Annotated in this window: 11 protein-coding genes; 5 read left to right on the top strand and 6 right to left on the bottom strand. The window is 38.4% G+C overall.

Translation table 11 applies throughout. The features are described 5' to 3' along the window. Positions 1-61 precede the first annotated feature (61 nt). Positions 62-1,294 carry an adenylate/guanylate cyclase domain-containing protein gene (locus EHQ58_RS16470; RefSeq protein WP_135625011.1) on the top strand — a complete coding sequence of 411 codons (1,233 nt, stop codon included), beginning with the start codon at positions 62-64 and terminating at the stop codon, positions 1,292-1,294. A 12-nt stretch (positions 1,295-1,306) separates the two neighbouring features. On the opposite strand, the gene chrA is transcribed toward EHQ58_RS16470, so the two are convergent. The 5 genes from chrA to EHQ58_RS16445 form a co-directional block, all read right to left on the bottom strand. Continuing rightward, the gene (gene chrA / locus EHQ58_RS16465) at positions 1,307-2,479 is read right to left on the bottom strand and encodes a chromate efflux transporter (protein WP_135625010.1); all 1,173 of its coding nucleotides are present in this window, start codon (positions 2,477-2,479) and stop codon (positions 1,307-1,309) included. Positions 2,480-2,529: 50 nt separating this feature from the next. After that, entirely contained in the window at positions 2,530-3,921 is a 1,392-nt protein-coding gene (locus EHQ58_RS16460; protein WP_135625466.1) for an MATE family efflux transporter, read from the bottom strand. Positions 3,922-3,932: 11 nt separating this feature from the next. Then, positions 3,933-4,949, bottom strand: a complete 1,017-nt coding sequence (locus EHQ58_RS16455) for a sensor domain-containing diguanylate cyclase (protein ID WP_135625009.1) — start codon at positions 4,947-4,949, stop codon at positions 3,933-3,935. Positions 4,950-5,038: 89 nt separating this feature from the next. Next, positions 5,039-5,644, bottom strand: a complete 606-nt coding sequence (gene lsa19 / locus EHQ58_RS16450; protein ID WP_135625008.1) for an adhesin Lsa19 — start codon at positions 5,642-5,644, stop codon at positions 5,039-5,041. Between the two features lie 78 nt (positions 5,645-5,722). Continuing rightward, the gene (locus tag EHQ58_RS16445) at positions 5,723-6,355 is read right to left on the bottom strand and encodes an ankyrin repeat domain-containing protein (RefSeq protein ID WP_135625007.1); all 633 of its coding nucleotides are present in this window, start codon (positions 6,353-6,355) and stop codon (positions 5,723-5,725) included. 183 nt (positions 6,356-6,538) lie between these two features. Here EHQ58_RS16445 and EHQ58_RS16440 point away from each other — a divergent pair, with 183 nt between their 5' ends. The 4 genes from EHQ58_RS16440 to EHQ58_RS18780 all read left to right on the top strand — a co-directional run bounded on the left by EHQ58_RS16440 (position 6,539) and on the right by EHQ58_RS18780 (position 11,671). Beyond that, the gene (locus EHQ58_RS16440; protein ID WP_135625006.1) at positions 6,539-9,181 is read left to right on the top strand and encodes a PAS domain S-box protein; all 2,643 of its coding nucleotides are present in this window, start codon (positions 6,539-6,541) and stop codon (positions 9,179-9,181) included. 67 nt (positions 9,182-9,248) lie between these two features. Then, positions 9,249-11,090 (top strand): carbamoyltransferase family protein, encoded by a 1,842-nt coding sequence (locus tag EHQ58_RS16435; RefSeq protein ID WP_135625005.1) that lies wholly within the window; start codon positions 9,249-9,251, stop codon positions 11,088-11,090. Between the two features lie 8 nt (positions 11,091-11,098). Next, the gene (locus EHQ58_RS16430) at positions 11,099-11,506 is read left to right on the top strand and encodes an SxtJ family membrane protein (protein WP_135625004.1); all 408 of its coding nucleotides are present in this window, start codon (positions 11,099-11,101) and stop codon (positions 11,504-11,506) included. A 12-nt stretch (positions 11,507-11,518) separates the two neighbouring features. Continuing rightward, positions 11,519-11,671, top strand: a complete 153-nt coding sequence (locus EHQ58_RS18780) for a DUF5989 family protein (RefSeq protein WP_167883667.1) — start codon at positions 11,519-11,521, stop codon at positions 11,669-11,671. A 4-nt stretch (positions 11,672-11,675) separates the two neighbouring features. On the opposite strand, the gene EHQ58_RS16425 is transcribed toward EHQ58_RS18780, so the two are convergent. Beyond that, entirely contained in the window at positions 11,676-12,833 is a 1,158-nt protein-coding gene (locus tag EHQ58_RS16425; protein ID WP_135625003.1) for an SGNH/GDSL hydrolase family protein, read from the bottom strand. Between the last annotated feature and the right edge of the window lie 12 nt (positions 12,834-12,845).

Below are 12,845 nucleotides of genomic sequence, written 5' to 3'. Positions count from 1 at the left end.
TTTTCCCTTTTTAAGTTTAAAAACTTCAAATCCAATACAATGCTAGGAAATTTTCTTTTAATTGAAATCAGGCAAACAAAAGCTAGCTTACATGTTAGCTATTGTCGAACAAATTCGCAGTGACCGTGAGTGGAAAAATGAGAGGATCTTATCTTGGTTTCGATTCTCCACATCATTCGTCTTTTCTTTTTTTGATTTGCTCGCCTACCTTGGTTTTCTTGAATTTACGAATGTCACACCTACTCGAACCACTCTCCTCATAGATTTTTTCTTAATCTTATACGGAGCAATTGTCTTAAAAATCGTCTATCAGTACACGTTTTTATCAAAGTTAAAATACTTTGTTATCCTTTTTGATTATTTTACCATTATCCTGATCTTCAAATTCGATCTCACCGTCGCAACGAAAGGCGACACACTACTGTTTACAATTTTCCTAGCTACCTTCTATTTTTATTTTTTGAACCTTTTACGATACTCAAAGTCAGGTACCATATTTGCCATGTTCATCGCGATCAGTTTCTTTGAATGGAATCGCTACTCATTGCTTCCTGTGGATGTCGAAGAACTTTTACCCATGCGCATGGCTTTACTTATCATTCTTTTCATCGGTTATGCTATCATCCATTCTCAAGATAAGATGATGAAGGAAGTGGGTACTAAAAAGTTAATGGAAAGGTACTTAGCTCCCGAGCTCGTTGACCATCTAGACAAAGGCGATAAAAGTCAATTGAGCACGGGCATGAGTAAAAATCTAGCCATCCTATTCTCTGATATTCGTTCCTTTACGAGTTTCTCAGAGAAACTAAAACCAGACGAAGTCGTTCGTTTCCTAAATGAATATTTAACTCTGATGACAGAACAAATATTATCCGAGGATGGCATGATAGATAAATTTATAGGTGATGCCATCCTAGCAACTTACGGATTGACAAAAACAGAAAATAAATCACTTCATGCAGTACTCTCAGCCATCAAAATGATCCAATCAATTTCAAAAATCGATCCTTTGCTAAAAATCGGAATCGGAATCCATACAGGAAATGTTACAGTCGGAAATATTGGATCTATAAACCGATTCGATTTCACGGTCATTGGTGATGCAGTTAATCTAGCCTCACGAATTGAAAGCTTAACAAAGGTTTATCAATGCGGAATTCTTGCTTCCGAGTCTACAATTTTCGAGTTACCTAAAGATACAAAACAATATGGATTTTTAATCCGAGAAATTGACAGAGTACGAGTACATGGAAAACAAAAAGCAGTAACAGTTTTCGAAATCATTCCTATTTAGAAGGCTGAATATTTATCCGTAGATAAAAAAACTAACCAAGACACTTAGTAACACCACCGCCCAAGAAGGTAAATTCCAAAATTGCAAAAGGATAAAACCAATGGCCGCTACCGCAAAATCTTTCGGAGTAAAAATCGCACTGGTCCAAACAGGACGGTAGAGAGCCGCCAGTAAAATTCCTACAACCGACGCATTCAGTCCTAACATCGCATGACGTATGTTTGGTAAACGACGTAAGGATTCCCAAAAAGGCAAAGATCCTACGATTAAAAGAAAAGACGGTAAAAAGGCAGCACACAAACAAATAATACCTCCTAACCATCCATTAGGTGGCAAAACAGAGGCGGCACCAAGATAAGAACTAAAGGCAAAAAGAGGTCCCGGTATAGCATTTGCCACACCGTATCCTGCCATGAATATGTCATTCGTGACCCATCCGGTTGGCACAACTTCCGCTTGTAATAAAGGCAATACTACATGACCGCCACCGAACACAAGCGCACCGGCTCGGTAAAAGCTATCAAAAAGTTTAATACTCCGATCCGGATACAAATTTCGCGCGAGGGGAAGAACGATGAGCAAGGCAAAGAATAAAAACACGAAAACGGCACCTCTGATTCGACCACCAGTATGAAGAGGCTCGTGCGGTAGATCAGAACTAGACTTGAAAAAAAAGACGCCGAAGATACCAGCACCGAGTAAAACGAGGATTTGAATGAATGCTGAGTTAGCAAGAAGAACGACCACCATTGAAACAATCGCCAACGTGATGCGCTCTTTATCAGGACAGAGATTTTTCCCCATACCTAAAACAGCCTGTGCCACGACTGATACCGCTACCACTTTGAGCCCATGTAACCAGTGTTGGTGCAAGGATACATCCAAATTTGACATACCAAGTCCAAAAATGATTAGGATCAATGCGGAGGGGAATGTAAATCCGGCCCAGGAAAGGATTGCACCCAATAATCCTGCTCGAGATAAGCCTATTGCCATACCAACCTGGCTACTCGCAGGGCCTGGAAGAAATTGGCACAGAGCAACTAAATCTGCATAACCGTGATCGCTAATCCATTTCTTTTTTATTACATACTCATCTCTAAAATATCCTAAATGAGCAATAGGTCCTCCGAAAGATGTTAAACCAAGTCGTAACGCGGTAAAAAAGACTTCAAAATATTTCATTTTAAATAATTCACTTACTTTTAATCATTCTGCGATAAAAGTATGCGAAACTAAACCTTAGTTTCTTTCCATTTTCCCTTTTTAAAAAGCCAAAGTGTAAAAATGCCGACTGATGTTTCGGTAACCATCATGGACCAAAAAACCCCTTCATATCCAAAATTTAGAATCTTACCCATTGTAAACGCAAGAGGTAACTGAATGAGCCAAAAGAATACGATATTTATTTTGGTTGGAGTCATGGTATCTCCAGATCCATTAAATGCTTGTGATGCGGCCATCCACCAGGCATAAACAAAATAAGAATAGGACACGATTGTAAGCCATTTGCCACCGATCTGAATGACGATTGGATCATCAGTGAAAAGGGAAATGAGTCGCTCTGCCATAAAAAAATATACAAACGAAACACATATTAAATAGACCATATTGCAGGTACCTGTAAACCATACAGATTGTTCGGCCCGATCAGGTTTTCCAGCTCCTAAATTTTGTCCTACTAATGTCGCGACGGCATTGGACATTCCCCATGAAGGCATCATCGTAAACATCATTACGCGAAGAGCTATTGTTGCACCTGCTACTGTTTGGCTACCAAATTCAGCAAGGATACGCGTGATAAAAATCCATGATGTCATCGCTACGATCATTTGTCCAATCCCACCGATAGAAGTCTTTAAAATCCCACCAATCGTTTTCCAATCTACTTTCAAGTGAGTTGCGAGAATTTGAATGTGTTTTCCACCATTAAACAATAGCCAGAGCTGAAAACAAACTCCTACACCTCTTCCCATATTTGTAGCGATCGCAGCTCCTTCAATGCCAAATGCAGGGATAGGACCCCATCCAAAGATTAAGATGGGATCCAAAATAATATTCAACCCATTTGAAATCCAAAGTACTTTCATAGCGATGGCTGCGTCTCCTGCTCCCCTAAAGACTGCATTTAACATAAACAAAAGTACGATTACCAGGTTTCCACCTAACATCCATTTCATATAATGGAAACCATTTTCCATTATCCATTGATCCGCACCCATTAAGGCTAGTAAGTCCTGGGCGAAAAAAATCCCGGCAATCGAAAACGGAATGGAGGCAATAATTCCAATGATGATCGCCTGAACAGCCGTTGTGGCTGCCTTTTCTTTTTCCTTTTCACCAATCCGCCGCGCGACAATCGCCGTGATTGAAAAAGTTAACCCCATGGCGATCGAGTACAGCAAAAAGAGATACGTTTCTGTCAGACCGACAGTCGCAACAGCAGAGGGGCCTAATTTGCCCACGAAAAATATATCTACAACTGCAAATACGGACTCAAGGACTAATTCTAAAACCATTGGCACAGAGAGTAAGAAGATCGCTTTGCGCATACTCACTTCCGTATAATCAGCCTCCGATCCGGAAAGCGCGTCTTTCAGTTCGGTCCATAGGGAGGCACCTGTAATATCAAAAATCTTCATTTAGTCCTCGCTTTTCTTTCCCGTTTATTTTTATACAATCGAGTGTCCGCAATTTCCATCAGATTTTCCGCCTCCACAGCGTCATCCGGGTAGATGGCAACTCCCGCACTGGCTCTCAGGCTCAACTTTGTTTTCTCAAAAGGTATATCCCCTTCTACTCGGTTGACTATCTCGAATATCTTTTCGTTTAGAGAATTGTCATGTGTCTGAGTTTTTAATAGAATAGCAAATTCATCTCCGCCTAATCTAGCTACTATGCAATCATTTCCTGCTTCGTTGTTAAGTCGTTCCGCAAATTTGGTTATGAAATAATCACCCGCGGCATGCCCGTATGTATCATTGACATACTTTAAACCATCAAGATCCGACATACCGACTGCGATTTTTAATTGTGAGCGTTCTGCTTTTGCAATGCAGATCCTAAGATTATCAAAGAAGGCAGATCGATTGAACAATCCAGTCATCGAGTCATGGCTAGCATGATAAGAAAGGGAATCAATTTGCATCTCCTTCTCCGCCCATCGGAAGGCATTATATAGAGTTGCGGCCATCGTTCCAGAAAAGAGTTTCAAATAGGAGGCAATATGTGCATCGAAGGCATCAATATTTGGAGAGAGAATTTTCAATACCCCTATGACTTCACCATCAAAAAATAAAGGTTGTACGATCATTGATCTCAAACCAACTCGCCTACATGCCATTAGGTTTACCCGAGGATCTGTTTCGGAATCGGAACAAATGAGTGTTTCCTTGGTTTCTATGCTTAATCCCGAAAAACTTCCCTTTCTGGGAATTCTTAAGCCAAGTTGAGATGTTGAAGATCCTGAGGTTGCCCTGTAAACTAAATCATCAGCTTCTAATAATTCAAGTACCACTCCTGCCGATCCTGTCAATTCTCGCGTTCGATCGGAGATTAACTGTATCAATGAGGCAACATCAGGTTTTGCTGAAGCAAACTCCGTTTGTAGATCGAGCAACTTCTCTAATTCAAGTGCGGAAAATTGTCCAGGCATAAAGGCAAATTTGGCAGAAACAAAATTATAAACAAGTAATATTGTTCATAATTTTGTTTCCTTAGGTTTACCGATTTGGAAAAAAGTTTTTATTTCATCTGATCAATTTGACTCATCGCATCAAGTTCGCCCTGTTTTGCAGGTCTTACCTTCCATTCCTTTGCTTTTGGATCGATATCTAAGGCCTGACCTTTTTCAATTAAAATCGCTACACCATCAGCCTTTCTCATAATTTCTACGGCACCATCTCTTACGGCAAAGGTTCCCAATTCTGATTCTTTATTCACTTGTCCCCAAAATTCCGTGCCGCGGACTGCAGCCACCACTGTTGGCGTTGAGACTCTCAATGTCTGACCCTTATTTAGTTTTGCCGCTTTTACTAAAATATTTCCATCAGATACATTGAACTCTAGATGGTCAGCAGAGACTTGAGAAAGTTTCACATTGGTACTTCCTAACATTCTCATGGTTCCTAAATCCGATGCCAAATCGAGTATCGCGTCCTTGGCGGTAGTCACTGTTTCTGATTCAGGAATTGTATCAAATGTCTTTAGTTTCGCCGTTGCACCAGAGCGCTCTGCTTCACCTTTTAAAAAAGCAACATTGAAGCTAAAAGTTTTCGCAGTCTGTTGCGAGCCACAATTCAATACCAAAGATAACAAGATTCCTAGACCTATTAATATTTTAAGTTTCATGATTCATTCTCCCATAGTTAGATGGAATTCAAATTCTTGAACCTAGTTCGTTTATCATTTATTATGCATTTTATTTTTTTATTTTGCGCCCGCAGCCTGAAGCAGATTCGCGATTTCAAAATGTCCTTCACTCGTTGCTTCTGTTAAAGCTGTTCCACCAAAATGATCGACACTATTTAAATTCGCTTTTGCCTGAATCAAAATTTTGACGATATCAAGATACCCATTGCTTGAGGCATACATTAGAGCAGTTGCACCCAACTTATCCTGAAAGTTTACATTTGCTTTTTGTTCTATCAAAATTTGTACAATGTCAGTATATCCATTAAACGAAGACCAAATGAGTGCCGTTTTATGATCCTCATTTTTTGCGTTGATATCAGCTTTTGCCTCTAATAACATTTTTACGATGGCTGTGTGGCCGTACATAGATGCATAGATCAAGGGCGTAGTACCGTCTTTACTTCTTTCATTGACATTTGCACGAGCCATGATTTGGGAATGGACTACGGGACCGTTTCCAAATATGGACGCGGAGAGCAGAGGCGTATTGCCTTCATTTAATTTCCCGGAGCTATCAATTGTCGAATCTGATATTTTAAAATCTGATTTGTTGTAGATTGGATCGGTTCGCTTCTTATTGGCTGGTTTCGTAACGCATGAGACGAAAAGCGAAAAAAACAATATGAGATATAAATCTAAAAATTTCATGCCAATTTAGAGCTTCGACATTTAATCTTTTTCTGTCCAACCGATCTTCAATAAAATCATTTATTTTTCTTTACTCACCAAAATCCTAGTTTAAGAATTAAATAAATTCTGATTCATTTGATTGAATTAATTTACGTGGAAGATAAGCTTTTTTGATCCGCACTAAAAAGGACAGGGAGAATTTTGGAAAATCAAAAAAAAAAGACAATTCTCCTCGTTGAAGATGAATCGCTTCTCGCGATGACCACTACAAAAATATTAAAATCCTTTGGCTACCATGTAACAGGAGCTATTTCAGGAGAAGAGGCAGTAGATAAAGCATCAAACGATAAATCCATAGACCTGATCCTAATGGATATCGATTTGGGGCCAGGGATTGATGGTTCCGAGGCTGCATCCATCATTCTTAAAAAACGACATTTACCCATTGTTTTTCTTACTTCCCACTCGGAAGAAGAGTACGTAAACAAAGTAAAAAAGATAACTCGGTATGGTTATGTTCTTAAAGGATCGAACGATTTTGTTTTACGTGAGTCCATACAAATGGCGTTTGAGCTATTTGATAAGTATGAAGAGTCCCTTCGTAGTGAACAGGCTTTAAAGTCCATTTCGCAAGGTGTTCTTATCGCAGGACTAGATCGTAAGATCATACAAGCTAACGATGCCTTCTTAACAATTACTGGATACGTGAGAGAAGAGGTTATTGGCAAAACCTGTCAATTCCTTCAGGGTCCGAAGAGCGATCCTATTACTATCTCACGAATTCGCAAATGTCTAAATGAGAACCAAGAGTTCTCTGGTGAAATTTTAAATTACAAAAGGAATGGTGAAATTTTTTGGAATGATCTTACTATTTCACCTGTCTTAAATGACCAAGGCGAGCTCATCAATTTTATTGGCGTAACTAGAGATGTTACGGATCGAAAAAAAATAATAGAAAGTTTTCAAATGCATGCAGAGAACTTTCTTTTTAATAATGTTTTCCAATTTGTTCCCTTCCCATTATCCCTTACTACTATTGAATTCGGAAATTTCCTCGCACTCAACAAAGCAGCCGAAGAAATTTTTGGATACAAACAAAGTGAAATTTTAGGCAAATCAGCAAACGAATTAATGATTTGGTACCATCCAGCAGACCGTGACAAAATCATAGATACAATAAAGACTCAGTCTTATATTAAAGATTTTGAAACTCAAATCAAAGATAGATCGGGCAATCTTCGTTGGATTTCCTTCTCTGGTCAATTTCTGGAGGTAAATGGCATATCTTGTCTATTATCTGGCTCCATTGATATCACATCCCGAAAGGCACAAGAAAGAGAAAGAGAGATCGAAACAAAGATACTCGAACACGTTGCCAAAGGGGGCAATCTCGATATGCTACTTAGTGAAATAGTCCTCTGTTACGAGGAATTGTTTCCTGATGCAATCGGGTCTGTTCTATTGCTTGATCCCACGGGAAAGTATTTAGTTCTCGGTTCCGCACCTAACTTACCAGATGAGTTTAATCGAAATATTAATGGTTCACCAATAGGTCCTTCCTCTGGTTCGTGCGGTACAGCAGCATACACAAAAAAGGTGACTATCGTCGCAGACATAGCAAATGATCCGTTATGGTTGGATTATAAACAATTTGCCTTGCCCCATAATCTTCTTTCCTGCTGGTCGGTTCCCATCATCGGAAGTAACGGTCTAGTCTTAGGAACTTTTGCTTTTTATTCGCATACGATCCGTATTGCGACAGAATTAGAAATATCAGCACTCGAAAGGGGCGCACACTTAGCAAGAATTGCCATCGAAAGAAATATTGCATCGGAAATTTTATTCGAGAATAAAAATAGATTCAAAACATTATTCGAACAAGCTGCTGTTGGCGTTGCTGAACTCGAAACGTTAACAGGAAAGTTTATTAGAATTAACAAAAAATATTGCGAAATACTTGGCTACAGCGAATCCGAGATGTTGCATCTAGATTTTATGAAAATTACTCACAAGGATACTCTACAAGCGGATCTAGATGGAATGAGTAAATTAATTTCCAATGAAATTAGGGAATACTCAGTGGAAAAACAATACATTCGGAAAGATCAAAAACTTTGTTGGGTTCATTTAACAGTTTCTGCCATGTGGGAGCCAGGAAGTAAGCCAGATTATCATATCGCAATCGTACAGGACATTACAGAGAGAAAAATTAATGAACAGAAAATCAATGACCTTCTCTCAGAAAAGGAAATTCTCATCAAAGAAATACATCATCGGATCAAAAACAACATGAGCGTCGTGCATAGTTTGCTTGATCTTCATGCCTCTAATTTGAAAGAGCCATCTGCTATAAACGCCTTAATGGACGCTAGTAGCAGAGTTCAATGTATGTCTATGTTATACGACAAATTATATAAATCGCCCGATTTTAAAACAATGTTTACAGAGGATTATATTTCAGAGTTGGTAGATGAAATCATAGGAAATTTTACGAATGGGAAATCCGTAAAAATTAGAAAACGGATACAAAACTTTGAGTTGAGTGCGGAAAAATTTCAACCTTTAGGGATCATCCTCAATGAGTTATTAACAAACACTCTAAAATATGCATTTCCCGGTGGAGGAGAAGGTCTTATCACCATCTCGCTCACGCTTGAAAATGGGACAGTTTCTCTTGAGGTTTCAGACAATGGGGTTGGTCTGCCGAATTCAGTTGATTTCTCTATTTCTACAGGTTTCGGGTTAAACTTAGTCAAAATGTTAAGTATCCAGCTCTATGGAAATCTAAATCTGGAGCGAAAAAAAGGCACTAGCATCCGAGTGACTTTCCCGTATGAACGATAGGTCAGCTCCAAATCTTGCACTTTATTAACATTGACATGAAGATTAAAATTTCGAACCTTATTTTATCATGTCTGACGAATACCTACTTGGCATTTCTGCCTATTACCATGACAGTGCTGCTTGCCTTCTAAAAAACGGAGAGGTATTTGCAGCCGCTCAAGAAGAACGATTTACTCGCAAAAAACACGATTCAAGATTTCCAAGCTCAGCGATTCAATACTGCCTTACTGAAGCAAATATTACCGTTGATGAACTAAGTAACGTTATCTTTTATGACAAACCTCTTGTTAAATTTGAAAGACTTCTAGAGACTTACTTGGCATATGCACCGAAAGGTCTGATATCTTTTTTTGCATCTATGCCCATTTGGCTCAAAGAGAAACTTTTTCTAAAAAGCACATTGCAAAAAGAATTAAAATTACTCTCTCCTACAAAATCCTTTCCGAAAATTTTATTTTCTGAACATCACCAAGCTCACGCAGCATCTACTTTTTTTGTAAGCCCATTTGAAAAGTCGATTGTCTTGTGTCTCGATGGAGTGGGAGAATGGGCGACCACCTCAGCCTGGATAGGTGATGGAAATAAACTAACACCTCTATGGGAAATAGATTTTCCTCATTCTATTGGCTTATTGTATTCCGCGTTCACTTACTATACTGGATTCAAAGTGAATTCAGGTGAATACAAAGTGATGGGGTTAGCACCCTATGGGGAACCTAAATACGTTGACCTAATCCTTAAACACATCCTTGATTTAAAAGAAGACGGAACCTTCCGATTGAATATGGAATATTTCAATTATGCGGCCGGTCTTACGATGACAACAGATAAGTTTCATAAATTATTTGGGGGTCCTCCTCGTAAAAGTGAATCAACATTAACGCAGAAGGAAATGGATTTAGCACGTTCGGTACAAGAAGTGACTGAAGAAGTCATGCTTCGCTTAGCTAAGTCGGCAAGAAAAGAAACAGGAATTGCAAATCTTTGTCTTTCGGGCGGAGTCGCGTTAAATTGTGTTGCCAATGGGAAAATTTTGAAAGCTGGAATCTTTGACGAAGTCTTCATCCAACCTGCAGCCGGCGATGCAGGTGGTGCCTTGGGTGCTGCTCTATGCGCGCATTATGAATATAAAAAACACCCAAGAGTCGTTAACAAATTAGATTCTATGAACGGTTCTTATCTTGGACCTGCATTTTCAAACGAATCCATTCAAACCTCCTTAGATAAATTAGGTGCTAAATATTCCAAACATACGAATGATACTTTAGATGAGAAACTTGCCAAAATTTTAGCTGAAGGTAATGTAGTTGGTTATTTCCAAGGTCGGATGGAATTCGGGCCACGAGCTTTGGGAGGACGTTCGATCATTGGAGATCCTCGAAATCAAAAAATGCAATCTGTGATGAATTTGAAAATTAAATACCGAGAAAGTTTCCGACCTTTTGCTCCAGCTGTGTTAGCTGAAAAAGTATCCGATTATTTCGATATCAAATCAAAAAGCCCTTATATGCTTATAGTTGCCGATGTTTTAAAAAAACATAGGATAGAAATGACACAGGAACAAGAGAAACTATTTGGTATCGAAAAGTTAAACGTTCCAAGATCCTCTCTTCCGGCTATCACTCACGTAGATTATTCGGCCAGGATTCAAACCGTCCATTCGGAAACGAATCCAAGATTCTATTCACTATTGACTAAGTTTGATCAGTTGACTGGCTGTCCGGTCCTTGTAAACACTTCCTTCAATGTAAGAGGGGAACCAATCGTTCATACCCCTGAAGATGCCTTCAGATGCTTTATGCGAACCGAGATGGATTTTCTCGTATTAGAGAATTTTATCTTAGATAAAAAAGAACAAACACCGATTGAAAAAGATGATTCTTGGAAAGACGAGTTTGAGTTGGATTAAAGGTACCTATGAAGAACGAAAAACATAACCCAAGCTCTCAGGATTTAAAAAAGTTTTCTTATATTGTGGGAGGAGTCCTTTCCGTTGTTTTTGGAGGATTCATACCATACTTAAATCGAGGCTCTTGGAATCCAATACTTGTTTCTATCGGATTGGGAATTCTATTAATAGGACTTGTCTTTCCAAAAGGTTTATTCTATCCGTATAAGCTTTGGATGTTGATCGGTGAAACCTTAGGTTGGATTAATACACGAATTATACTTTCTTTTATCTTTTTCTTTTTGTTTACACCGATAGGAATTATTAAAAAGATATTTGGAACTGATTCAATGAAAAGAAAATTGGAACCGAAAGCAGATACATATCGCATCGTTTGTTCCGAGCGACCGGCTGAACATATGGAAAGGCCATTTTAAAGGAAAATCAAAATGATAGAATTATTAAAAGATTTATGGGACTTCTTAAAAATCCGCAAAAAGTTTTGGCTTGCTCCCATCATTCTCATATTACTTTTGCTAGGTGCACTTTTAGTCCTAACACAGGGATCTGCGATCGCCCCTTTTATTTACACACTTTTTTAGAAAATTATTTCAAAGGGAAAGATTTTTGTATTTCTAGTGCAAAAATCTTTCCGAAAGTTTCATGCCCTTTCCGATTCCAATGCGCGTCATAAGGGAAGTATAAATCCTCAGGTTTTTTATCCCATAATAAACTAGTCGTATTAAGGCATGATATTTTATTAGTGTCACAGAATTTAGTTATGTTTTGAAAATGAGGATTGATAGACTCTAGATTTTTAATACTTTGATTTTTCTCCAATCCGAGTATCCCTCCTTTTGCAAAAAATTCTTTTGCAGGAATGTAAATAATGCCTAATTCAATTTGTTGGTCTTTCAAAAGATTATAGATTAAATTTAGGTAGTGAAGTTCTTTTTCCAGTCTCGTTTTCCATTGTTTTTCAGAGGGTTTCAGATAAAATTCAAACTGTCCGTTGTATTTTTTTGAAATTTCCTCACCGAGGGGAAGGAGAGTGCCATATTTAACCAAAGATTCCTGGTGTGAAAGCTGAGAAATCTTTGGTTCTCGACCTTCTTTAAAGTATAATATAGGTTCCACTCCTCCCTTAATGAATTTTGTGGCTCGTTTCAAAAGACGAAAGATGGAACTCTCTTTCACTTGGTTGTATAGATAAGTTCCCGCCATACGAGCAAAAACAGGTTTTTTGGGCGAAGGTCTTCCTTCATGAAGATTCATAAATGGCTCAAATTTTTCTATATCATCAAGATCATTATCAAACAATTGTAAAAATACTTTCTTAGGTTTAAAAAGGGTAATATATTTCTGTAGATGGATGTACATCAAGGAAGGACAGGATCCATGAACTCCCATGTTGCGGATCTGCATCTCTTCGCTTAACAATTTATTTGCGACGGAGGTAAATGTTTCTGATTCTTCTACTCCCCATCCTTCCGAAAACGAATCACCCATTAAGAGAATCGGGTAATTCTCAAAGGCAAGATTTTGCCGACCTCCAAATTCATTTGTCTGAACGGAAACTTTATATTCTTCAGAAATTACGATCCCCTTTTTATTTGGATACATAGTAAATAACATTTGGTCGTCATATGATTTTACGAAAACCTGCTCGGGATCAAAGGCAGATAATATTACTTCAGTTAAAATTAGGTATACAAGTGAGAGGACTAAGTAAGTGGTTATTTTTCTTGCAATTTTGTTTTTCATCGAAATTGTCCG

Origin of the sequence: Leptospira ognonensis (assembly GCF_004770745.1) — a bacterium.
In the GTDB taxonomy this organism is placed as follows: Bacteria; Spirochaetota; Leptospiria; order Leptospirales; family Leptospiraceae; genus Leptospira_A; species Leptospira_A ognonensis.
The sequence above is the reverse complement of the archived record's forward strand: the minus strand, read 5'-3'. Positions and strand labels throughout refer to the sequence as shown.